Annotated in this window: 21 protein-coding genes and 2 tRNA genes; 12 read left to right on the forward strand and 11 right to left on the reverse strand. The window is 63.6% G+C overall.

Going from position 1 to position 22,837, the window contains the following annotated elements; all coding sequences use genetic code 11:
* Window positions 1–46: 46 nt before the first annotated feature.
* From ACQ4WO_RS05340 to ACQ4WO_RS05355, 4 genes are all read right to left on the reverse strand, one after another.
* Complete coding sequence (locus ACQ4WO_RS05340) at window positions 47–1,480, reverse strand: Dyp-type peroxidase (protein ID WP_436480499.1); 1,434 nt, start codon at window positions 1,478–1,480, stop codon at window positions 47–49.
* Between the two features lie 61 nt (window positions 1,481–1,541).
* Window positions 1,542–2,000 carry a hypothetical protein gene (locus ACQ4WO_RS05345; RefSeq protein ID WP_139089958.1) on the reverse strand — a complete coding sequence of 153 codons (459 nt, stop codon included), beginning with the start codon at window positions 1,998–2,000 and terminating at the stop codon, window positions 1,542–1,544.
* A gap of 278 nt (window positions 2,001–2,278) precedes the next feature.
* The gene (locus ACQ4WO_RS05350; RefSeq protein WP_436480500.1) at window positions 2,279–2,971 is read right to left on the reverse strand and encodes a hypothetical protein; all 693 of its coding nucleotides are present in this window, start codon (window positions 2,969–2,971) and stop codon (window positions 2,279–2,281) included.
* Between the two features lie 137 nt (window positions 2,972–3,108).
* The gene (locus ACQ4WO_RS05355; protein WP_436480501.1) at window positions 3,109–4,170 is read right to left on the reverse strand and encodes an AI-2E family transporter; all 1,062 of its coding nucleotides are present in this window, start codon (window positions 4,168–4,170) and stop codon (window positions 3,109–3,111) included.
* Between the two features lie 197 nt (window positions 4,171–4,367).
* On the opposite strand from ACQ4WO_RS05355, the gene ACQ4WO_RS05360 reads away from it, so the two are divergent.
* The gene (locus ACQ4WO_RS05360; RefSeq protein WP_436480502.1) at window positions 4,368–4,994 is read left to right on the forward strand and encodes a flavin reductase family protein; all 627 of its coding nucleotides are present in this window, start codon (window positions 4,368–4,370) and stop codon (window positions 4,992–4,994) included.
* Between the two features lie 2 nt (window positions 4,995–4,996).
* Here the strand turns inward: ACQ4WO_RS05360 and ACQ4WO_RS05365 are convergent, their stop codons facing one another.
* Genes ACQ4WO_RS05365 through ACQ4WO_RS05375 form a run of 3 tightly spaced genes read right to left on the reverse strand, consistent with a single transcriptional unit; the run spans window position 4,997 to window position 8,279 of the window.
* Window positions 4,997–6,331, reverse strand: coding sequence for an MFS transporter (locus tag ACQ4WO_RS05365; protein ID WP_436480503.1), 1,335 nt, complete (start codon window positions 6,329–6,331; stop codon window positions 4,997–4,999).
* Window positions 6,332–6,366: 35 nt separating this feature from the next.
* A complete protein-coding gene (locus ACQ4WO_RS05370; protein WP_436480504.1) occupies window positions 6,367–7,170 on the reverse strand; it encodes a substrate-binding domain-containing protein in 804 nt (267 codons plus the stop codon).
* A 17-nt stretch (window positions 7,171–7,187) separates the two neighbouring features.
* Window positions 7,188–8,279, reverse strand: a complete 1,092-nt coding sequence (locus tag ACQ4WO_RS05375; RefSeq protein ID WP_436480505.1) for a porin — start codon at window positions 8,277–8,279, stop codon at window positions 7,188–7,190.
* A 112-nt stretch (window positions 8,280–8,391) separates the two neighbouring features.
* On the opposite strand from ACQ4WO_RS05375, the gene ACQ4WO_RS05380 reads away from it, so the two are divergent.
* Window positions 8,392–9,306: a LysR family transcriptional regulator gene (locus tag ACQ4WO_RS05380; RefSeq protein WP_338679345.1), complete on the forward strand. Its 915-nt coding sequence runs from the start codon at window positions 8,392–8,394 to the stop codon at window positions 9,304–9,306.
* A gap of 6 nt (window positions 9,307–9,312) precedes the next feature.
* On the opposite strand, the gene ACQ4WO_RS05385 is transcribed toward ACQ4WO_RS05380, so the two are convergent.
* Window positions 9,313–10,155, reverse strand: a complete 843-nt coding sequence (locus ACQ4WO_RS05385; protein ID WP_436480506.1) for a FadR/GntR family transcriptional regulator — start codon at window positions 10,153–10,155, stop codon at window positions 9,313–9,315.
* Between the two features lie 158 nt (window positions 10,156–10,313).
* Between ACQ4WO_RS05385 and ACQ4WO_RS05390 the strand changes: the two genes are divergently transcribed.
* Genes ACQ4WO_RS05390 through denD form a run of 6 tightly spaced genes read left to right on the forward strand, consistent with a single transcriptional unit; the run spans window position 10,314 to window position 16,312 of the window.
* Entirely contained in the window at window positions 10,314–11,642 is a 1,329-nt protein-coding gene (locus ACQ4WO_RS05390) for an MFS transporter (protein ID WP_436480507.1), read from the forward strand.
* Window positions 11,643–11,657: 15 nt separating this feature from the next.
* Window positions 11,658–12,581, forward strand: coding sequence for an L-threonate dehydrogenase (gene ltnD / locus ACQ4WO_RS05395; RefSeq protein WP_436480508.1), 924 nt, complete (start codon window positions 11,658–11,660; stop codon window positions 12,579–12,581).
* Complete coding sequence (gene otnK / locus ACQ4WO_RS05400) at window positions 12,578–13,879, forward strand: 3-oxo-tetronate kinase (RefSeq protein ID WP_436480509.1); 1,302 nt, start codon at window positions 12,578–12,580, stop codon at window positions 13,877–13,879. Before ltnD ends, otnK begins: the two co-directional genes overlap by 4 nt.
* On the forward strand, window positions 13,876–14,520 hold the full coding sequence (otnC, locus tag ACQ4WO_RS05405; RefSeq protein WP_436480510.1) for a 3-oxo-tetronate 4-phosphate decarboxylase: 645 nt from the start codon (window positions 13,876–13,878) through the stop codon (window positions 14,518–14,520). Before otnK ends, otnC begins: the two co-directional genes overlap by 4 nt.
* A gap of 20 nt (window positions 14,521–14,540) precedes the next feature.
* Entirely contained in the window at window positions 14,541–15,332 is a 792-nt protein-coding gene (gene otnI, locus ACQ4WO_RS05410) for a 2-oxo-tetronate isomerase (protein ID WP_436480511.1), read from the forward strand.
* 2 nt (window positions 15,333–15,334) lie between these two features.
* Window positions 15,335–16,312 carry a D-erythronate dehydrogenase gene (gene denD, locus ACQ4WO_RS05415; protein ID WP_436480512.1) on the forward strand — a complete coding sequence of 326 codons (978 nt, stop codon included), beginning with the start codon at window positions 15,335–15,337 and terminating at the stop codon, window positions 16,310–16,312.
* Here the strand turns inward: denD and ACQ4WO_RS05420 are convergent.
* Window positions 16,309–17,151 (reverse strand): DUF6597 domain-containing transcriptional factor, encoded by an 843-nt coding sequence (locus tag ACQ4WO_RS05420; RefSeq protein ID WP_436480513.1) that lies wholly within the window; start codon window positions 17,149–17,151, stop codon window positions 16,309–16,311. The two genes, denD and ACQ4WO_RS05420, sit on opposite strands and share 4 nt — an antisense overlap.
* Before the next feature lie 55 nt (window positions 17,152–17,206).
* Here ACQ4WO_RS05420 and ACQ4WO_RS05425 point away from each other — a divergent pair, with 55 nt between their 5' ends.
* Window positions 17,207–17,701 (forward strand): DUF3224 domain-containing protein, encoded by a 495-nt coding sequence (locus ACQ4WO_RS05425; RefSeq protein ID WP_436480514.1) that lies wholly within the window; start codon window positions 17,207–17,209, stop codon window positions 17,699–17,701.
* A gap of 167 nt (window positions 17,702–17,868) precedes the next feature.
* Here ACQ4WO_RS05425 and uvrB read toward each other — a convergent pair whose 3' ends face one another.
* Window positions 17,869–19,956 (reverse strand): excinuclease ABC subunit UvrB, encoded by a 2,088-nt coding sequence (gene uvrB, locus ACQ4WO_RS05430; protein ID WP_436480515.1) that lies wholly within the window; start codon window positions 19,954–19,956, stop codon window positions 17,869–17,871.
* A 112-nt stretch (window positions 19,957–20,068) separates the two neighbouring features.
* Between uvrB and ACQ4WO_RS05435 the strand changes: the two genes are divergently transcribed.
* The 3 genes from ACQ4WO_RS05435 to ACQ4WO_RS05445 all read left to right on the forward strand — a co-directional run bounded on the left by ACQ4WO_RS05435 (window position 20,069) and on the right by ACQ4WO_RS05445 (window position 21,701).
* Window positions 20,069–21,283, forward strand: a complete 1,215-nt coding sequence (locus ACQ4WO_RS05435; protein WP_175444492.1) for an amino acid aminotransferase — start codon at window positions 20,069–20,071, stop codon at window positions 21,281–21,283.
* Between the two features lie 131 nt (window positions 21,284–21,414).
* Window positions 21,415–21,490: transfer RNA gene (locus ACQ4WO_RS05440), tRNA-Asn, on the forward strand.
* 135 nt (window positions 21,491–21,625) lie between these two features.
* A tRNA-Asn gene (locus ACQ4WO_RS05445) sits at window positions 21,626–21,701 on the forward strand.
* 51 nt (window positions 21,702–21,752) lie between these two features.
* Here ACQ4WO_RS05445 and ACQ4WO_RS05450 read toward each other — a convergent pair.
* Window positions 21,753–22,706, reverse strand: a complete 954-nt coding sequence (locus ACQ4WO_RS05450; protein WP_436480516.1) for an alpha/beta fold hydrolase — start codon at window positions 22,704–22,706, stop codon at window positions 21,753–21,755.
* Between the last annotated feature and the right edge of the window lie 131 nt (window positions 22,707–22,837).

Genomic DNA, 22,837 nt, shown 5'->3' on the forward strand with positions numbered 1-22,837 from the left:
CAAGCGGTCCGGGCCGTTCCGCTTGCATCTGAGGCCCGCCCGCCGCCTAACTCAGGTTTGCCAGGTAGCGCAATCCCGTGATGCTGGGGAAGAAGCAATACACGCCGCCGCGCGTGATGACGCTGCGCGAGAAATGTTGCAGTTTCGTATTGCCGCTGCCCTTGGCGCCCACGCCGGGCAAGGTGAAGGAGCTGACGCTCGGGTCGTTGATTCCCAGGAACACGTCCTGGCCGCTGATGTTGAGCGTGGCATTGCCCGCCTCGGGACCGGCCGGGCCGACGGCCGATTTGACGAAGGTAGCGTCATCGTTCCATTGCTGCATCAGGAACTCGAATTGATTGCGCAGGTTGGCGTTGATGAAATAGCCGACCAGTCCCCGCTGCTCTGCGATGGGTGTCACCGGATCGTATTCGCTGCCGTAGGGCATGGCGCGCCGCACGATGCGGTGGTGGCGGGCCGAGGTGCCCACGACGCCTTCGTCGCGCGGGTTGTTGCGCCGGATATGCGCGCCGATCGGGCATTTCAGGCCCAGCGTGTCGTCCAGTTCGGGCTGCGCATCGACATAGTGAAAGTGGTTCAGGCTGGCGTCCGGCAGCACAGGCCCCGGTTCGTCCGGGCTGAGCACGAGCGGATTGCCGTTGCGCCAGCGTCCGCACATCTTCGCGGCCACCATCTCGGTACTGAGCCCGGAACTGGCCGCGCCCTGGCTCAGAATACTGTCGAACAGGGGCACGTCCTGCTCCAGGATGCGGAAGGCGGCATAGCTGCCATTGGTGGACAGTTGCGGCGGCTGCACCTGGTAGGTGCCGCCGTTTTCATTCGGATAGCCAAGCAGGAATTCGCCCGTCTTGACGCTGTTGAGCGGATCCGGTTCGTGTGCGCGTTCGTGCTTGCGCGGCGGGGCGCCATCGACGTCGGGCTGGGCGATGTTGTCGCGGTAGCCGAAATGCACGCGGTTGCCTGGCAGGGCCACGCCATCGTGCGCATACAGTTCATGCCAGCCGGCGGCAAAGGCGCCACGCAGCTTGGCCGACGTTGCCTGTAGCACTTCCTCCGATTCGCTGACCCACAGGCTCAGCAGCGCATGCACCTGGCCGGCTGTGGTGGCCGGCCCCAGGTTGCCGAGCCAGTGTTCGGGGGCACTGTCGCCCACGTCGCCCACGGCGGCGACGCTGGCCGGATCGGCCGCACCCCGTTGAAATGCCTGGTCAAAGGTGACCAGCTCGGCCGCGGTTATCCCCAGAGCCGACAGGCCGGGAGCGGTAAAGCTGAGGTTCAGGAAGCAGGGCGGCTTGGGATGGATATGGCGCGCGGTGGTAATGGCCGGCAGCCCGTCGCTGCCGTCGAGCAGGGCCGCGATGGTGCGCCGCGCCTGCGCCGCATCTGTGATGCTGAAGATGAAATGGCGCGCCAGGTTGACGCGGTAGCCGCGCAGGATCGTGCCTTGCACGTCGTCGTAATCGATGGTGGGATCGGCCATGCTGTCTCTCCGGGGGCTGGGGTGGTGGGGCCGCTTGCGCAGCCCCGGCGTGGCGTTTTCTTTAGACGGAAGCGAGGATTTGCTGGACGGTCTGCGGATAGGCGTTATACAGGCCCGTGTTGGGCACGTGCTGCGCGGCGTCGTTGGCGGTGATGAAGGCTTCGAATGCGGCCACATGGTCGGCAACGGGCATCAGCGCCTTGCCGCCCACGACAAACTGCAGCAGCGCGTCGAATACCTCGCCCAGCTGGGCCACGAAATCCTCGATGTAGCCATTGAAGCTGCCGTCGTACTCGGTGATCACGCCGATGATCAGGGTATCGGAAGTGCCCGTTTTGCCAATGTTGGGCAAGAGATTGGCCTGGGAGCGGTCAAACAGGACGAAGCGGGCAAAGTGCACGGTACCGATATCGGTGAGGGCGGTATTGATCTTCGTCTGGTATTCCTGCAATGCTGCGGCGATGGAGATCGGGTTGGTGCCGGGTAGTACCGGCATCATTAAGCACAGTGGATTTGCCATGGAAGGCTCCTCATTACGTGGTTGTCGGGACGACCGACACTACGCCGCGGCTCTTGCTGCGTCAAAAACTATATTTTTGCATTTGTTGCTAAATGTATACTATTGCAACATGATAGTTGCTATGAAATGTGGTCTCATGTGGATAGTTGCCGAGGCTGGCCGGTGCCCGTGGACACTCTGCCGCCTGCCGGTTCTTGCCTGATTCTGCAAGCGCAAGTGACGTCGTTGGCAGCGCCGGGATTCGCAGGTTTTATTTGAGGCGGCTGCACCGCCGGCCGTCAAAACCGGATGGGACAAGGCGCCGCAGTCCCTTCGCCGAAACCGGCGTAGCCGGATCGCGCGCTGAGGTTCAGCGACATGCTGCCTTTGTCCGGTAAATAGAGGCAGTATTCGCCAGTTGCCGTGATGACGCGGTAGATGCGCTTGGGGTCGTTTGGCGCGCTGAACAGCTCGATGCGGGCCGCTTCGAACCACTTTGGCTTGACCGCCGCATGCGCTTCCGCAAATCCCTTTGCCAGGCGCGTCTGCGGCGTATCGGGCGGCGCCACGAATTCCTGCGGATGCTCGGCGCGCAGCTGGCGGTCGATGGCGCCGGCTGCCTGCAGCGCCTGTTGCGCCAGGGTGAGGGGGGAGGCTTTGGGTTCTGCCGGCGCAGATTCTGACGGCGCGGCGTAGTCTTGTGATGCCGCCGCCTCCTTCGCTGGCGATACGCTTGCCGCGCTGGCTGGGCTGGCTGGCGGACGTGCCGGCGCCGGATCGGGCTCGGTGGGTGGAATGATCGCCCTTATTGGCGGCAGTGGCGGCATCAGCTGCAGCCAGACCCGGTCATCGTGCCCGATTCTCATGTGTACGGGACGCGTGGCGGCCCAGAACAGCGCCAGGTGCAGCACGATAATCGCGGCGACGTACGGGCCCTGGGGACGCCGGCCGAGAGAAAAATCATGCTCCTGTCGTGCAAGGTCGATACGCATCTGTTCCATGCTTGCGTGATGAAGGTGGCACCAGTATGTAAATTTGCAACAGTGCTGTAAACAGGTTTCGGGCAGAGCGCGGATTGTGCTCCCCAGGGTACTGAAAAATGCGCCTGTGTGATGATTTTGTTAAGCCGTCAATCCTCGGCCTGGAACTCGCTGGCCGAGACGAACAGGTCCCACGAGGCGATGAACAGGGCCGCGACCACGGGGCCGATGACGAAGCCGTTCAGGCCAAACAGGGCCATGCCGCCCACGGTCGACAGCAGCACCACGTAGTCGGGCATCTTGGTGTCCTTGCCCACCAGGATGGGGCGCAGCACATTGTCGACCAGGCCGATGACGAAGACGCCGAAGGCGGCCAGGCCCGCGCCTTGCCAGATGGCGCCCGTGGCCAGGAAGTAGACGGCCACGGGTGCCCAGACGAGGGCGGCGCCGACGGCCGGCAGCAGCGACAGGAAAGCCATCAGCACGGCCCACAGCAGGGGCGCCGGCACGTCGAGGAACCAGAACGCCAGGCCGCCGAGGGCGCCCTGGGCGATCGCCACGAGGATGTTGCCTTTCACCGTGGCGCGGATCACCGTGGTGAAATTGGTGAACAGGCGCTGCTTGTACTTGCGGCTCAGCGGCACTGCGCCCTTGATGCGTGCCGACAGGGCGGAACCATCGCGCATGAGGAAAAACAGCAGGTACAGCATGATGCACAGGCTGGTGAGAAATTCGAAGGTGTACAGGCCCACATTGATGGCTTTCACCGCCACCACCTGACTCACCTGTTTGGCGCCCTCGGCCAGCTTGTCCTGCATGCTGGCCAGGCTGGTCAGGTTGAAGCGGTCGAGCAAATTGATCAGCCATTGCGGCAGCACGGCCATGATTTTATTGAAGAACATGGCGACCGTGAATTCGCCCGAGCGTACCATTTCCACGACGCTGGCCGCCTGGTTCACGAGCGATACGGAAATGAGCGACAGCGGCAGGATCACGATGACGATGATCAGCAGCAAGGTCAGCAGCGACGCCAGGCCGGCGCGTCCCTTGGTTTTCAGCAGCAGCCAGCGGTACACGGGCGCGAACAGGATCGCCAGGATGACGCCCCAGAAGATGGCGCCAGCATACGGCGCCAGTATCCAGCCGAAGCCGATGGTGACGATGCTCAAGAGGAGCAGGAACACTTTCTGGTGCAGCGTGAGGGTATGCATGGGCGGTAGCGTAATGATAAGGGTTGAGTTGTCCCATCATAAGCGAGGCATGGTGCGGCGCGCCATACAATTGTCTCGATGCGTGCGCGAGCGCATCTGGCGCCGGCGGGCTGGCAACGCGGTGGCGGCAATTCCAGTAAGCTGTCGTTCCAGGCGTTCCATCCCGGGCGCTTTTAACTTCGACTTCAGGAACGCGCGTGCTTGACCCCATTCACTTTTATGAACCTGCGCAGGGCCATGGCCTGCCGCATGACCCGTTCAACGCCATCGTGGGGCCGCGGCCCATCGGCTGGATTGCCTCGCGCAGCAGCGAGGGCGTGCTCAATCTGGCGCCGTACAGCTTTTTCAACGCCTTCAATTACCATCCGCCGCTGATCGGTTTTTCCAGCATCGGCCGCAAGGATACCTTGCGCAATATCGAACAGACGGGCGAATTCGTGTGGAACCTGGCAACGCGTCCGCTGGCCGACGCAATGAATGTCAGCTGTGCGCCCGCGCCGCCCGAAGTCGATGAATTCGCGCTGGCCGGCCTGACGCCGGCCGCCACGCGCATCGTCAAGGTACCGCGCGTGGCCGAAAGTCCCGTGTCCTTCGAATGCCGGCGCACGCAGATCATCGAGCTGCAAGGCGTCAATGGCGACGTTGTCGGCAGCTGGCTGGTGCTGGGGGAAGTGGTGGGCGTGCACATCGCGCGCCACCTGCTCAACGATGGCGTGTACGACACGGCAGCCGCCGCGCCGATCTTGCGCGGCGGCGGTCCGGCCGATTATTTCGAGATCGGGCCGGACAGCCTGTTCCACATGCGCCGGCCCGCCTGGCCGTAACATCACGCCGGGAGCGGATGGCGCTCCCTGACGATGCCGCGATAGATCAGCCACGTCGCCACCAGGCTGATGGCGCCGGCGCCCGCCATCCAGTAGCCTGGCGCCGCCTTGTCGCCGGTGCTCTCGATCAGCAAGGTCGACACCAGCGGCGTCATGCCGCCGAACAGCGCGGTGGCCAGGCTGTAGGCCAGCGAAAAGCCCGTGGTCCTGACGCTGGCCGGGATGATTTCCGTCAGCGCGACGATGGTGGCCCCGTTGTAGCTGCCGTACAGGAAGGACAGCCACAACTCCACCATCAGCATATGGTCGAAACTGGGATGGGCGACCAGCCACGACAGGGTCGGATACGCGGTCAGCACCGTCAGCGCCGAGCATACGGCCATGATGGGCCAGCGCCCGATCCGGTCGGACAGCGCGCCCATGACGGGCAGCCAGATGAAGTTCGACAAGCCGATGCACAAGGTAACGAGCAGGCTTTCCTCGGTGCTCAGCTTGAGCACGTTCTTGCCGAAGGTCGGCGTGTAGACGGTGATCAGGTAGAACGCGACCGTCGTCAGCACGATCAGCATCGTTCCGGTGACCACCAGCGGCCAGTTGAGGGCGATGGTCTTGAGCATTTGTCGGAACGTCGGATGGGACTTGCGCGTCAGGTAGGCCTCGGTCTCCTGCAGCGAACGGCGGATGTAGAACACCACGGGGATGATGGAGCAGCCGATGAAGAACGGAATGCGCCAGCCCCAGTCCGCGATGAATTCCTTGCTCAGGGTTTCGTTGAGATAGTAGCCGAGCGCGGCGGAAAAGATGATGGCCACCTGCTGGCTGGCCGATTGCCAGCTGACGTAATATCCCTTGTTGCCGGGTGTCGCCATCTCGGACAGGTAGACGGACACGCCGCCCAGCTCCACGCCGGCGGAAAAGCCTTGCAGCAAACGCCCGATCAGCACGAGGAATGGCGCCAGCAATCCGATGGTGGCATAGCCGGGCACGAATGCGATCAGCGCCGTGCCGGAAGCCATGATGGCCAGGGTCAGCACCAGGCCCTTGCGGCGGCCGATGCGGTCGATATAGCTGCCGAGGATGATGGCGCCCAGCGGCCGCATGAAAAACCCCGCGCCGAAGGTGGCGAACGTCATCATCAGGGCCGCGTATTCGCTGGTGGCCGGGAAGAAGGCCTTGGCAATGTACGTGGCGTAAAAGCCGAACAGGAAAAAATCGTACATTTCGATGAAGTTCCCGCTCGTCACCCGGATGACGGTGGCGATGCGCGAGGGCTGGCGCACTTGCGCGCGCGGCGTTGCGGCCCTGGCGATGGGCGCGGCGGTGGAGGGAATGTCCATGATTTACCTATTGATGAAAGATGAGTGACGCACGCCTAGTGCATTGCTGGCGTTGGCGCCGCTGCCGGTTCCAGACCGGTCGCCTCGATCGCGCCGGCGTTGTCAGGGGAGGCGAGGAAGCGCAGCAGGGCGCGGCCGGCTTCCGGCTGTTTGCCGCCCGGGACCAGCGCCGCCGAAAACTGCGTCATCTTCTGCACTTCCGGCGGCAGCAGGCCGACGATATCGATGCCCTCGACCGGCAGCAGCTCGCTGCGCTGCTGGCAGCCGAAATCGGCCTGGCCATGCGCGATGATTTCGCCGACGGGGGTGGCGGGAATTTTTGCGGCCTTGCCCTGCATCTGCTCCGAAATCTGCAGCTTGTTCATCAGCTGCGTCTCGATGTAGACGCCGCTGGCGCTGTCCGAATAGGCGACCTTGTCCGCCTTCAGGAAAGCGCTGCGCAAGCCCTCGGTGGTGCTGATGTCGGGCTTGGCCGCACCGCGCCGCACGGCGCAGGCAATCGGTGAATTGGCCAGCACCACCTTGCTGCCGGGGACCAGGCGGCCTTCCTGCATCAGTTTGTCGAGCGCGTCGCCCACCATGATGACGACGTCGATCGCCTCGCCGCGCGCCAGGCGCGCCGGGATCGCATTCTTGGTGGAGCCCATCGACGGTCCCCATTCGGAGACCAGATGGTCGCCGCTGGCGCGCTCGTAGGCGGGCGCCAGGTTTTTGTAGGCCTGGGCGAAACCGCCCGAGCTGACCACGCGGATGTCGGCGGCATGGGCCGCGCCGGCGGCCAGCAGCATGAAGCCGGCCAGGATGGGGGCGGAGCGCCGCACCAGGGTATGTTGAAGCATGGTTGTTTCTCCTGTCGTTAAAATTTGTGCATGAGACCGAGCGTCAAGCCCATGCCTTTGCGGTCGTTGGCCCGCGTTCCCGTGACGCCGGCGGCATCGCCTTGCCACAAGGTGTAGTCCGATTCGAGGTACAGGGTGGAGCGCGGCGAGAGCGTTTTTTCCAGGTAGGCGAAAGCGCGCTGGAAGCCGTCGTCGACGTGGCCCGTGGCGCCGCGCCGCACCTTGTAGTAGGCGGTCGTGAGCAGCACCTCCGGCGCCAATTGCCGTCCCACGCCGGCCGATATCACGCTTTGCCGGACCGACTTACCGGCGCCCACGTCGGCGCGGTTGACGCCGAGATTGGCCTTGAACTGCCAGGCATCCGCCTTGTAAGCGGCGCCCACGGTGGCGGCGTCGAGGCTGCGGTTGTCGCGGTTGCGAAAGCGCATCGCCGCACCGGAGACGGCCAGCCCCGCCTGCTGGTACGTCAGGGCGGCGCCCCAGGTCGACAATGGCGAGGTGGCGCCCGCCACCTCGCCGAACGAGTAGGCGGCGCGCGCCACCACCGGCCCGAGGCTGGCGCTGGTTTTCACCATGTTGTCGAGCCGGTAGAAGTTGTCGGCATAGCCGCTGCTGCCGTATTGCTGGCCGAACGCGTGGCGGCCAAAAGCCGTGTTGCTCAAGCCGGTGATGTTGACGTTCGGATTGAACGAGGCGTAGCGGATGCCCAGCGGGTCCACCGGCGCGATGGCGTCGGCCAGCAAGGTCGCCTGGCGGCCCACGGTCACGGAGCCCAGCGGCGACTTCAAGCCCACCCATGCTTGCCGGTCGAACAGCTTGTCGGATTTGGCCGCACTGCCTGTGTCCAGATTCAGCCCACCCTCGAGGCGGTACAGCGCCTGCCAGCCGCCGCCGAGGTCTTCCTGGCCGCGCAGGCCCCAGCGGCTCGTGTTGTTGATGCCGCTGCTGACGGCGGGCGTGGTGCCGGCGGCCGTGGGTGCGTTGGCGGCGTTCAAGCCTTTTCCATAACGGATGCCCGCATCCGCGATGCCATACAAGACCGCGCCGCTCTGGCCCAGGCAGGCGCCGCTGGCCGCGAACAACAGCGCGAACGTGGAACAATGTCGCATGGTGTCTCCATTTTTTTGGGGGGGATGCCTTCTTGGCGAGGCTCAGCATTAAGACCCCATCATCGTTGAAATGGCATAATTTGATAATTGCAATTTTTCCGAGGATTAATGCATGCAGCGCATCAATTACGAACTTCATGATTTGCAGGCCTTCGTGGCCGTGGCGGAGCGCAACAGCTTTCGCCAGGCCGCGGCCGACCTGTTCCTGTCGCAGCCGGCACTGAGCCGCCGCATTGAAAAACTCGAGGATGCGCTGGGCGTCAAGCTGTTCGAGCGCACCACCCGGCGCGTGCAGCTGACCAATGTGGGACAGGTGTTTCTGGTGAACGTGCGCGATGCGCTCAATGGCCTCGAGGATGCCGTGCTCGGTGTCGCCGACCTGGCCGCGCACCGCACGGGGACGGTGACGTTCGCCTGCGTGCCATCGGCCGTGTGGCACTTCCTGCCGGACGTGCTCAAGCGCTTCAGCGCGCAGTTTCCGAAAATCCGCGTGCGCGTGCATGACGAAAGCGCGCAGGACGTGCTCAACCTCGTGCTGACAGGCGAGGCGGATTTCGGCATCAGCTTCACGGGCGCGGAAAATCCGGAGATCCATTTCCAGCCCATCTATGTCGAGACCTACGTGCTGGCGATGCGGCACGATCACCGGCTGGCCAGGCGCAAGAAGCTGAGCTGGAAGGATACCGTCGACGAACGCTATATCTCGGTGGCCAAGTCGAGCGGCAACCGCAGCGTGCTCGATGCGGCGCTGGCCGGCGTGGAAAAGCACCCGTGGATCTCGTGTGAGATCAACCACGTGTCAGGCATACTGGCGCTGGTGGAGTCGGGCTTGGGCGTGGCGGCGGTGCCGGGGCTGTCGATTTTGCCGGAGCGGCAAGGCACCGTGGTCGGCGTGCCGCTCGTCAATCCCGCCGTGAAACGGACATTGGGCCTGATCAGCCGGCATCAGCACGCGATGCCGCCCGCGTCGCGCACCCTGTTCGACATGATGAGCGCGAGCATAGGCAAGCAGGGGCGGAGGGGATGAGCGGTCTTATTTTTGCATGATGGGATCGCGACCCAGGGTGCGCGCCAATGCGCCGCCGTCGCCGCGCCAGAATTCGCGGTCGGCCAGGCGCACGCGCTCGGCCGCGTGCTGCATGTGTTCCATGGCCGCCTGGCGCGCCCGCTGCGGGTCGCCATCGGCGATCGCCTGGACGATCTTTTCATGTTCGCGCCGCACTTCGATGGAAAAGTCCGTGCGCCGCGCTTCATTCGCGCGCGTCACCTTCACGGCCGAGCGGATCGGGTCGGCAAACATGGCAACGAATTTCGGCCAGTAAGGGTTGCCCGTCGCTTCGGCGATCGACAGGTGCAGGCGCACGTCTTCTTCCACGCCGTCGACGCCGGCCGCCACGGCTTCCTCGATCCGGTGCAGCGCATGCTCGATGTCGGCCAGCTGGCCCGGCGTGCGCCGCACGGCCGCCAGCGCGGCGATTTCCGCCTCCAGCCCTTGCCGCACCTCGATCAGGTTCAGCAGCGATTGCACCGACTGTTCCGTCAGCGCATCGCCCCGTTCGCCCGTCTTCGCGCCATCCTGCGCGCACACGAAGGTGCCGCTGCCCTTGCGCGTAACGAGGATGCCATCGGCCTGCAGCAGGGCGATGGCTTCGCGCAGCACCGTGCGGCTGACGCCGAAGTGGCTGGCCATCGCCTGCTCCGACGGCAAGCGCGTGCCGCCGGCCAGGCCATCGTTGTGGAGCTGCTGGCGCAGCCGTGCCGCCACCCGCGCACCCAGGGTGCCGGTGGTGAAACTGCCCGCGGCGGGCTCCGGCGGGGGAAGGGTAAAGCGGAACGTGCGGTCCATCGGGTGCATCCTTGTGCTAGCGGTTTTCATGGGGCTTGCCTGCTTGCCATTATATGGAATATACAGCTTGACACACACAAAACACACACATAATATACATCCATACAAATTTTAGACAAGTTGCCAGCCACCTCCGGTGGACCATAAAAACCCGGCACGGTCGATCCCCCAGCGATCAGGAGACAAGCATGGACGTATCACAAGCATTGCCCGGGCAGCCGGCCGGCGCCGCCGCAAGCCAGAAAACCATCGACGACGCCGTCTACCGCAAGGTGACCTGGCGCATCATTCCCTTCCTCATGCTGTGCTACATCGTCGCCTACCTCGACCGTGTCAACGTGGGCTTCGCCAAGCTGCAAATGCTGGCCGACCTGCGGTTTTCCGAAACCGTGTACGGCCTGGGCGCGGGCGTGTTCTTCCTCGGTTACTTCCTGTTCGAAGTGCCCAGCAACGTGATGCTGCACAAGATCGGCGCGCGCGTGTGGATCGCCCGCATCATGATCACGTGGGCCGTCATCTCGGGCGCCTTCATGTTCGTCACGACGCCGACCCAGTTCTACGTCATGCGCTTCCTGCTCGGCATCGCCGAAGCAGGCTTCTTCCCCGGCATCATCCTGTATCTGACCTACTGGTATCCATCCGAGCGCCGCGCGCGCATGGTGTGCACCTTCATGGCCGCCATTCCCGTGGCGGGTCTGATCGGCGGCCCCCTGTCGGGCTGGATCATGGAAACCTTCGCCGGCTGGCACGGTTATGCGGGCTGGCAGTGGATGTTCGTGCTCGAAGCGATTCCCGCCGCGCTGATGGGCGTGGCCGTGCTGTTCTACCTCGATAACAGCATCCGCGCCGCGAAGTGGCTGACGGAAGAGGAAAAAGTCATCCTCGAGCAGCGCATCGCCACGGAAGCGCAGGGCAAGGTATCGCACCCGTCGATCCGCGCCATGTTCGCCGACCCGCGCATCTGGGGCATGGCCCTGATTTATTTCTGCTGCGTGATGGGCCAGTATTCGCTGACCTTCTGGCTGCCCAGCCTGATCAAGGCGGCCGGCGTGACGGGCGTGCTCAATATCGGCCTGTTCACGGCGATCCCGTACTCGGTGGCCGTGGCGTCGATGATACTGCTGGGCCGCAGCTCGGACAAATACCGCGAACGCCGCTGGCACATGGCCATTCCGCTGGTCGTCGGCGCCGCCGCCATCGTCTGCAGCGCGCTGGCCGGCGCCCACAACACGGGCTGGGCCATCTTCTTCCTGACGATCGCTGCCGGCGGCATCCTGGCCGCCTCGCCGATGTTCTGGAGCTTGCCGACGGCTTTCCTTGGCGGCGTCTCGGCCGCCGCTGGCATCGCCGCCATCAACTCGGTGGGCAACCTGGCCGGCTTCGCGGCGCCGTACATGATCGGCTCGATCAAGGACCTGACGCAGTCGACCGACATCGCCATCTACCTGCTGGCCGGCATCCTGGTGATCGGCGCGGCCATCATCATGCGCGTGCCGGCCAAGCTGGTGAACAAATAACAAATGGAGCAAATAATGAGCGCAACAATAGAAAAAGTAGGTGTGATCGGCCTGGGCGCCATGGGCATGGGCATCGCGCAATCGTTGCTGCGCGCCGGCTTTGAAGTACATGCTTGCGACGTGCGCGCCGACACCGTGCAAGCGCTGGCCGGCCAGGGCGCCCATGCGGCGCAGTCTCCGGCCGCGCTGGCGGCGCAGGTGCAAGCGATGCTGATCGTCGTCGTCAATGCGCAGCAGACGGAAGCCGTGCTGTTTGGCGAACACGGTGCGGCTGCCAGCCTGGCGCCGGGCAGCGTGGTGATCGCCTGCGCCACCGTGGCGCCCGAGTTTGCCGAGGCGCTCGGCGCGCGCCTGGCGGCCATGGGACTGCGCTTCATCGATGCGCCCATTTCCGGCGGCGCGGCCAAGGCGGCTGCCGGCGAAATGTCGGTGATGGCGGCCGGCGCGCCCGATGCATTCGACGCTTGCGCCGGTATTTTCGACGCCATCTGCGCCAAGCTGTACCGCCTGGGCGAACAGCCGGGGCAGGGCTCGAAGGTCAAGATGATTAACCAGCTGCTGGCCGGCGTGCACATCGCCGCCGCCGCCGAAGCGATGGCGCTGGGCTTGCGCGCCGGTTGCGATCCGGATGCCCTGTACGAAGTCATTTCGAACAGCGCCGGCAGTTCCTGGATGTTCCAGAACCGGGTGCCGCACATCCTGAAGGGCGACTACACGCCGCTGTCGGCCGTGAATATCTTCGTCAAGGATTTGGGCATCGTGCTCAATTACGCGAAGAAAAGCGTGTTTCCATTACCGCTGTCCGCCACGGCGCACCAGATGTTCATGCAGGCGTCGGCGGCCGGTTTTGGCGGCGAGGACGACTCGGCCGTCATCAAGACTTTCCCGGGAATTACTTTGCCGGTGCAAGCGTCACTGAATCAAGAGGAACCATCATGACCGTACTACTGGGATGTATCGCCGATGACTTCACGGGTGGCACCGACCTGGCCGGCATGCTGGTCAAGGCCGGCATGCGCACGGTGCAGCTGATCGGCGTGCCGCAACGTCCGCCGCCAGCCGATGTCGACGCCGTCGTCATCGCCCTCAAGTCGCGCACGAATGCACCGGAAGAGGCCGTGGCCGAATCGCTGGCCGCGCTGGCCTGGCTGCAGCAAGCCGGATGCAAGCAGTTCTACTTCAAGTACTGCTCCACGTTCGACTCCACGCCGCGCGGCAATATCGGCCCCGTGGCCGAAGCGCTGATGCGGGCGCTCGATACGGATTTCACCATCGCCTGTCCCGCATTCCCCGCCAACGGCCGCACCATATACAAGGGCAACCTGTTCGTCGGCGACGTGCCGCTGGCCGAATCGGGCATGCGCGACCATCCCCTGACGCCGATGACGGATTCGAATCTGGTGCGCGTGCTGCAGCAGCAGGTGCCAGCCAAGGTAGGCCTGGCCGATTTCTCCGTGGTGGAGAAGGGTGCGGCCGCCATCGCCCAGCGCTTTACGGACTTGCGGGGCCAGGGCTGCCATTTCGCCGTCGTCGACGCCGTCTCGAACCGCGACCTAGAAGCCATCGGCGCCGCCTGCGCCGACTTGAAACTGATCACGGGCGGTTCCGGCATCGCGCTGGGACTGCCGCAGAATTTCCGCCAGCGGGGCCAGCTGGCGCCATCGCCTGCGGGCCAGGCCGGGCGTTTGCCGCCGCCGACGGGTTTGCGCGCCGTGATCTCGGGCAGCTGCTCCGTGGCCACGCAGCAGCAGGTGGCGCACCTGCGTGAACTGGCGCCATCGTTCCACGTCGACCCGCTGCAGCTGGCCGCAGGCGGCGAGGTAGTCGATGCGGTCGTCGCGCAGGCGCTGGCATGGGCCGGCGCGCACTTGCCGCAAGGGCCGGTGTTGATCTATGCCACGGCCACGCCGGACGCCGTGCGCGCCGTGCAGGCGCAGCTGGGCGTGGAGCGTGCCGGGGCCCTCGTCGAGGAAACCCTGGCCGCCATCGCCCAAGGCCTCGTGCGCCTCGGCGTGGGCCAGCTGATCGTCGCCGGCGGCGAAACCTCGGGCGCCGTGGTGAAAGCGCTGGGCGTGGCGGGCTTGCGCATTGGCCCCGAGATCGACCCTGGCGTGCCGTGGACGCAAGCCTTGCCCGCGCCGGGCGACGATGGCCGGGCGCCGTTGGCGCTGGCGCTCAAGTCCGGCAATTTCGGCACGGTCGATTTCTTCAGCAAGGCCTGGCAGGTGCTGGCATGAGCGCCACCGAATCGCGCCAGCGCGAGCTGATCGTCGACTTCGGCAAGTCGCTGTTCGAGCGGGGCCTGACGGCCGGCAGCAGCGGCAACCTGAGCGTGCGCCTGGATGACGGCTGGCTGCTCACGCCCACGAATGCCAGCCTGGGACGGCTCGATCCCGCGCAATTGTCCAAGCTCGATTGGGACGGCAATTTGATCAGCGGGGCGCCGCCGTCAAAAGAGGCGTTCCTGCACCGCGCCATGTACGAAGAGCGGGGCAGCGCGGGCGCCATCGTGCATCTGCATTCGACCCATTCGGCCGCCGTGTCGTGCATGTGCGGCTTGAACCATGACGACTGCATTCCGCCGCTCACGCCCTACTTTGTGATGAAGGTGGGGCGCTTGCCGCTGGTGCCGTATCACCGGCCCGGCGACCTGGCGCTGGCCGGTGCGATCGGCGCCATGGCGCGCAAGCACTCGGCCGTGCTGCTGGCCAACCACGGTCCCGTCGTATCGGGCGCGAGCCTGGAGGCGGCCGTGTATGCGGCCGAGGAACTGGAAGAGACGGCCAAGCTGTTCCTGCTGCTGCGCGACGTGCCCACGCGCCCGCTCGACGCGGCGCAGATCGCGGACCTGAAGCACACGTTCAAACTCGACATATAAGATTCCCAAGGAGATACCGCATGCCCCGCTTTGCCGCCAACCTGACCATGATGTTCAACGAAGTCCCTTTCCCGCAGCGCTTTGCCGCCGCCGCGCAAGCGGGTTTTAAAGGCGTCGAATTCCTGTTCCCGTATGACCACGCGCCGCAGGAAGTGGCCGGCTGGCTGCGCGAGCACGGCTTGCAGAATGTGCTGTTCAACCTGCCGCCGGGCGACTGGGCGGCCGGTGAGCGGGGCATCGCGTCGCTGCCGGGCCGCGAAGAAGAATTCCGTGCCGGCGTGACGCGCGCCATCGAGTATGCGCTGGCGCTGGGCACGCCGCGCGTGCACATGATGGCGGGCCTGCTGCCCGTGGGCGCCGACCTCGCCCTGCACCGCGCCACCTACCTGGCCAACCTGCGGTACGCGGCCCAGGCCGTGGGCGAGCATGGCATCGAGCTGCTGATCGAACCGATCAACGGGCGCGACATGCCCGGCTACTTCCTCGTCACGCAGGCACAGGGCCATGCGCTGCGCCTGGAGTCGGGTGCGGCCAACGTCAAGGTGCAGATGGATTTTTACCACACGCAGATCGTCGAGGGCGATATCGCCATGACGTTCAAGAACAACTTCGATGGCATCGGCCACGTGCAGATCGCCAGCGTCCCGGCCCGCAATGAGCCGGACGATGGCGAAGTCAATTACCCGTATCTGTACGCCCTGCTGGATGAACTGGGCTACGAGGGCTGGATCGGCTGCGAATACCGTCCGCGCGGGCGCACTCAGGATGGCCTGGGCTGGCTTGCCGCTTACAACAACAAACAAGGAGCATGAAGATGAAAGTACTGATTACCGGCGGCGCCGGATTCCTCGGGCAGCGCCTGGCGCGCCAGTTGCTGGCGCAAGGCCAGCTGACGGACAGCCACGGCCAGTTGCAAACGATCAGCGAGCTGGTACTGGTCGATGTGGTGGCCGCGCATGACTTCAACGATGCGCGCGTCAAAGTGGTCACGGGCGACATCGCTGACGGCGCTCTCATGCGCGCTACCATCGATGCACAGACCAGCTCGATCTTCCACCTGGCCGCCATCGTCAGCGGCCAGGCGGAAGCCGATTTCGAGCTGGGCATGCGCATCAACCTCGACGCCTCGCGCCTGCTGCTCGACATCTGCCGCGAACTGGGGCACAAGCCGAAGGTCGTGTTTACCAGTTCCGTGGCCGTCTACGGCGGCAAGCTGCCGGACGTGGTGCAGGATACGACCGCCCTGAACCCGCAATCGTCGTACGGCGCGCAAAAGGCCATCGGCGAATTGCTGCTCAACGACTACAGCCGCCGCGGCTTTGTCGATGGCCGCGTGCTGCGCCTGCCGACCATCAGCGTGCGTCCCGGTAAACCGAACAAGGCGGCGTCGTCGTTCGCCAGCGGCATCATCCGCGAGCCGTTGAATGGCGAGGCGGCCGTCTGCCCAGTGTCCACCAATTTGCGTCTGTGGCTGCTGTCGCCGCGCGGCGCCATCGCCTCGCTGATCGCCGGCCATGAACTGGCGGGCGAGGCGTTCGGCGCCAGCCGCACGGTGAACTTGCCGGGTTTGAGCGTGAGCGTGGGCGAGATGATCGCCGCACTGGAACAGGTGGCCGGCAGCGAAGTAACAAAGCGCATCAGCTATGCGCCCGATCCTGCCGTCGAGCGCATCGTCAAGAGCTGGCCCGGCGCCTGGGACACGGCACGGGCCGAAGCGCTGGGCTTGACGGCCGATGCGGATTTTGCCAGCATCATTCGCGCGTATATCGACGACGTGAAAGCGGCCGGCTAGGCGGCTGTCGGCAGTTGCGAGCGGCGATAGTCGAGCGGCGTACTGCCCACCAGTTCCGCAAAACTGCGGCTGAAATGGGCCTGGTCAAAAAAGCCCAGCGCATGCGCCAGGCTGGCCAGGTCGGGCGCATCGGGCTGCGCCAGCCGCCAGATCGCTTCCTGCAGGCGGTAGCGCTGGATCACCCACTTCGGCGGCACGCCCACGTAGTTGGCGAACAGGCGCTGCAGCCGGCGTTCGCCGATGGCCATTTTTTCGCACAGCTGCGCCACGCTCGCCGGGCCGTTGTGGGCCGCCGCCGCGGCAGTCAGCCTGGCGGCCAGCAGGGCAGCATCATCGACCTGCGGCAGCCGTGCCAGCAGCAGCGCCTGCGCCTGCGCCACCATGGCCGTATCGTCGGCTTGCCGCAGCACCAGCGCCTCGGCTTCCCTTGCCTGCATGTCCAGCAGGGCATCGGCGGCGATGGTCGTGTCGGTGAATGACGACAGGGGCTGGGTGATGAACGGGCGCAGGCCGCCCGGCGCAAAACGCACGCCCAGCACCTTGCCTGCACCGCTCAACGGCCTGTCAAAGGCGCCGCGCACCACGCCATGGATGGCCGTGCGCCCAAGGTCGAATACCAGGTGGGCGTTCGGGTACGGCAGCACGCGCTGCGTCTCCGGCGGACAGCCCCGCCTGTCCCATTCGACAAGCCAGAAGTACTCGACGAACGGTGCCAGCGCGGTGTCCGGCGGATAGGTCGCCAGCCGTATGCGGCGCGCCGCCGCCCGCGGGTCGACGATGCCCTTCGGTGCATGGCCGCGCGCGGCGAGCATATTGCGCGTGCTGTCGGCTTTATCCAATATTTGTCTCCTGCGCTGTCTTAAGCTGGTCTCTCGCATCGATTGAAAGGGAATCATGAAATCACACAGCTTGTCCGGCCTGGTGCTGGCCGCATGTTGTCTATCGGTGGCGCCAGCCGGCGCCGCCTCGTCTGCAGAGGGAGATCATCGCATGCCGGTGCACGCCACGGGAAGTTTCAGCATCACCATGACGCCATCCGCGGCGGCGCAGCGCGCGGGACGCACGACCTTGGGCAAGGTATTGCTCGACAAAGTCTATGCCGGCGACCTGGTCGCCACGGCCAAGGGGGAAATGCTCAGCGCCGTCACCGACACCAAAGGCGCGGCCGGCTACGTCGCCATGGAAGCCATCACGGGCGTCTTGCAGGGCATGGAAGGCAGCTTCGTGGCGCAGCATGCGGGCACCATGGCCGATGGCAAGCAGCAGCTATCCATCGTCATCGTGCCGCATTCCGGCACGGGGCAGCTGACGGGCATCAGCGGCACCCTGGCCATCCGCATTGAAAACGGCCAGCATTTCTACGACATCGACTATTCGCTGCCGGAGTAGGGCAAAGCCCATGGGCAGCGGTCCTGCAGGCGCTGGTGCGGTCAAGGTAGCGAGCGGCTCAGGTAGGTCGGATTAGCGGCAAGGCCGCGTAATCCGACACCACCAGCGCCAACGATGTTGTCGGATTACGCTGGCCTGGCGGCCAGCTAATCCGACCTACGCGAGGTTTATTTGCCCAGTATCGATGTCACATTATCGGTACCTGGTGCGCCAAACAGCTGCTGTTTGAGGATATGCAGCTGGTCGCGCACTTGCGCCGCCTTTTCGAACTCGAGGTTCTTGGCGTGGTCGACCATCAGTTTTTCCAGGCGCTTGATTTCCTTGCTGACCTGCTTCTCGCTCATCGATTCGAACTTGGCCGCTTCCTGCGCCACTTGCAGGGTTTCGCGCGCTTCCTGCGGGCTGTAGACGCCGTCGATCATTTCGCGGATCGATTTCTTCACGCCGATCGGGATGATGTTGTTGGCCGTATTGAAGGCGATCTGCTTGGCGCGGCGGCGCTCCGTCTCGTCGATGGCGCGGCGCATGGAGTCCGTGATGCGGTCGCCGTACAAAATCGCCGTGCCGTTCAGGTTACGCGCGGCGCGGCCGATGGTCTGGATCAGGCTGCGCTCGGAGCGCAAGAAGCCTTCCTTGTCCGCGTCGAGAATGGCGACCAGCGACACTTCCGGCAAGTCCAGGCCTTCGCGCAGCAGGTTGATCCCCACCAGCACGTCGAACGTGCCCAGGCGCAGGTCGCGCAGGATTTCCACGCGCTCCACCGTCTCGATGTCGCTGTGCAGGTAGCGCACCTTGATGCCGTGGTCGCCCAGGTATTCCGTCAATTGCTCGGACATGCGCTTGGTCAGGGTCGTCACCAGCACGCGCTCGTCCTTCTTGATGCGCTCGACGATTTCCGACATCAGGTCGTCCACCTGGCTGCTGGCCGGGCGCACGATGATTTGCGGGTCGACCAGGCCCGTGGGGCGCACGACCTGTTCGACCACCTGATCGGAATGGTTCTTTTCGTATTCGGCCGGCGTGGCCGAAACGAATACGGTCTGGCGCATCTTCTGTTCGAATTCCTCGAATTTCAAGGGCCGGTTGTCGAGTGCCGACGGCAGGCGGAAGCCGTAGTCGACGAGGTTCGTCTTGCGCGAGCGGTCGCCGTTGTACATGGCGCTCAGCTGGCCCGTCAGCACGTGCGACTCGTCGAGGAACATGATGGCGTCGGGCGGGAGGTAGTCGACCAGGGTCGGCGGCGGCTCGCCCGGCAGCGCGCCGGACAGGTGGCGCGAGTAGTTCTCGATGCCCTTGGTGAAACCGATTTCCGCCATCATTTCCAGGTCGAAGCGCGTGCGCTGCTCGAGCCGCTGCTCTTCGATCAGTTTGTTCTCCTTGCGGAAGAACTCGAGGCGCTCGCGCAGCTCGTCCTTGATGGTCTCGACGGCGCGCAGCACGGTGGAGCGGGGCGTCACGTAGTGCGAACCCGGATACACGGTGAAGCGGGGGATCTTTTGCCGAACGCGGCCCGTCAGCGGGTCGAACAGCTGGATCGATTCGATCTCGTCGTCGAACATTTCCAGGCGCACGGCCAGCTCCGCATGCTCGGCGGGGAAGATGTCGATGGTGTCGCCGCGCACGCGGAAGGTGCCGCGGCCGAAGTCGACTTCGTTGCGCGTGTACTGCATCTGGATCAGGCGCGCGATGACGTCGCGCTGGGCGACCTTGTCTTTGACGCGCAAGGTCAGGATCATCTGGTGGTATTCGTTCGGGTTACCGATACCGTAGATGGCCGAGACGGTGGCGACGATGATGACGTCGCGCCGCTCCATCAGCGACTTGGTGCACGACAGCCGCATCTGCTCGATATGCTCGTTGATCGACGAATCCTTTTCGATGAACAGGTCGCGCTGCGGCACATAGGCTTCGGGCTGGTAGTAATCGTAGTAGCTGACGAAGTATTCGACCGCGTTTTGCGGGAAGAAATCGCGAAATTCGCTGTACAGCTGCGCCGCCAGGGTCTTGTTGGGCGCAAAGACGATGGCGGGGCGGCCCATGCGCGCGATGACGTTGGCCATGGTGTAGGTCTTGCCCGAACCGGTCACGCCCAGCAGGGTCTGGAACGCCAGTCCGTCGGCAATCCCCTCTGACAACTGGTCGATTGCCGTGGGCTGGTCACCGGCCGGAGGGAAGGGCTGGTGCAGCTTGAACGGGGAGTCCGGGAAAGAGATAATTGCGCTTTCCGCCTCGCTGGCGGTAGATAATTCGGGCATGTGAATCAGACCTTTGTTAGAATAGTGCTCTGCTGGCGGCCCTGGCGTTGTATTTTGGGGCGCTGTCTACAACTCCGCTGTGAACCTGCTTCCAATCGAATCCAATCTTATCATGACGAACCCAACTGTTTCTGCCAGTCTGTTTAGCGCCATCGAGATGGCCCCACGCGACCCGATCCTGGGCATCACCGAAGCATTTAACGCGGACCAGAATCCCGCCAAAATCAATCTGGGCGTTGGCGTCTATTATGACGACAACGGCAAAGTGCCTCTGTTAGCTTGCGTACGCAAGGCAGAAGCCATCCTGATCGAACAGGCGGCGCCACGCACCTATCTGCCGATCGAAGGCCTCGCCGCCTACGACAAGGCTGTGCAAGAACTCGTATTTGGCGCCGATAGCGCCGTAATTCAAGAGCGCCGCGCCGTCACCGTGCAAGCCATCGGCGGCACGGGCGCACTGAAGATCGGTGCCGACTTCCTTCAGCGTTTCGCGCCGGGCGCCCAAGTCTACATCAGCGACCCGAGCTGGGAAAACCACCGCGCGCTGTTCGAGAACGCCGGTTTCGTCGTCAATAACTACACCTACTACGATGCCGCCACCCATGGCGTGAACTTCGACGGCATGCTGGCCAGCCTGAACGCCATGCCAGCCGGCTCCATCGTCGTGCTGCATGCGTGCTGCCACAACCCGACCGGCGCCGACCTGAGCGTGGCCCAGTGGGATCAGATCATCAGCGTGGTGACCTCGCGCGGCCTGGTGCCGTTCCTGGACATGGCGTATCAAGGCTTCGCCAACGGCATCGCCGAAGACGGCGCCGTGGTGCGCCGCTTCGCCGACGCGGGCGGCCCGCTGCTGGTGTCGAACTCGTTCTCGAAATCGTTCTCGCTGTACGGCGAGCGCGTGGGCGCCCTGAGCGTCGTCGCCTCGAGCGCCGACGAAGCGGCCCGTTTGCTGTCGCAGCTGAAGCGCGTCGTGCGCACCAACTACTCGAACCCGCCAGTACACGGCGGCAAGGTGGTCGCCACCGTCCTGGCCACGCCGGAACTGCGCCAGCTGTGGGAAGAGGAACTGGCCGGCATGCGCGTGCGCATCCGTGAAATGCGCAATGCCTTCGTGGAAAAGCTGAAAGCCAAGGCGCCAGGCCACGACTTCGAATTCGTGCGCCAGCAAATCGGCATGTTCTCGTACTCGGGTCTCACCAAGGAGCAGGTGGCGTCCTTGCGCGAGCAATCGATCTACGCCGTCGACACGGGCCGTATCTGCGTGGCAGCATTGAATTCGCGCAATATCGACATCGTCATTGACGCGATCGCCAAAGTACTTTAATATCTTGCTTCTTCGGCGCTGCATGCAAGTGCGGCGCTGATGGCGGTAGAAAGTCGGTGATGGCCGTGTTTGTGGCGATGCAGTATCAGTCTTGCAAATATGGAACAAGTGACATATAATATTGCCTCTTTTCCCTGATAGCTCAGTTGGTAGAGCGACGGACTGTTAATCCGCAGGTCCCTGGTTCGAGTCCAGGTCGGGGAGCCAGAATTCGAAAGGCCACGTTGAAAAACGTGGCCTTTTTTGTTTTTGCGGCGCCCGCGTGTAGCTTGCGGCAAGATAAGATTTTCCCTATGGAAATCTGGACAGTGCCGGGTTTGGCCTATATAATATGGCCTCTTTTCCCTGATAGCTCAGTTGGTAGAGCGACGGACTGTTAATCCGCAGGTCCCTGGTTCGAGTCCAGGTCGGGGAGCCAGAACATGTAGCAGCAGAAAGCCCAGCCTTTACCGGTTGGGCTTTTTGCATTTCAGCGCGCCGCGATGGGTGCCGGCAGGGTCCCGATGATCGCCTGCTGGAATTTTTCCGGTTCATCCTGGTGTATCTGGTGTCCCGATTGTTCAAATACAAACAGCCCCTTCTTTGGTGCCTGCAGCTGCTCAAAATAGTCTTGCGTGATGCGGGTGGAGGTCTGGATGTCGTTCTTGCCAACGAAGAAATAGACCGGGCAGTCGACTTTCTTCAAGGTTTTCGGCAAATCGATATGCATCACTTCGTTCCATACGGGCGACCAGGCTTTGGACCATTGCAGAAAACCGGTCTTGAAGCCATCACTGGTCGCGAATGTTTTTCCCTCCTGATGGAAAAGCCATTTGCGCAAATAGAACAGGTCTTCATCGTGTTGAAAGGGGATATGCACTTGCGCCAGTTCCTTGCTGGCGGTGGCATCGTCCCGGAAATGCGCCTTCAAATTGGCCAGCAATTCCTTTTCGCTGGCCAGCTGGCTGATGACGGGATTGACGGCGAAATACGCGTGCAGCAGTTCCGGATGCTGTTCGACGATATGAAAACCGAGCACATTGCCCAAGGAGCTGCCCAGCAAGTATATTTTTTCCTGCTTGATCTCTTTTTGAAGAAACGTGATGACCTGATACGTGTCCTGCTTCATCTGCGCGACGGAGGGCTGGCTGGGCGACGGATTGAGTTTCAGGGTTTTTCCCGCATCGCGCTGATCCCACTGCACCAGCGTAAATCTGTTTCTCAGGATGGCGGTGAAGGCATCCGCATTCTTCATCATCGAACTTCCCGGACCGCCCGATAAAAAGAGAAGAACAGGTTTTTTTGAGTCATCTGTCTTGATTTCCACAAACTGCTTGATCCCGCCAATGTCGGGAGTCAGCAGCGCGTCGATGGCAAGCGCTTGCGCTTTGCATGCAGAAAATGGCATCAAGGTGATGAATAGCACTGCCAGTAGCTTTGTCATGGTCTGATATGAATGGTTGCTTGCGGGTATGGGGCGTCCATGGGGGATATTATCCGAATAATATGTTGCATATAGAAAATATCTGTGCCGTGGCGGGCCGCTGCCTGTGTGCTTTTCCGTTTTGCGCTATC

Origin of the sequence: Janthinobacterium aestuarii (genome assembly GCF_051380835.1) — a bacterium.
Taxonomy (GTDB): domain Bacteria; phylum Pseudomonadota; class Gammaproteobacteria; order Burkholderiales; family Burkholderiaceae_D; genus Janthinobacterium; species Janthinobacterium aestuarii.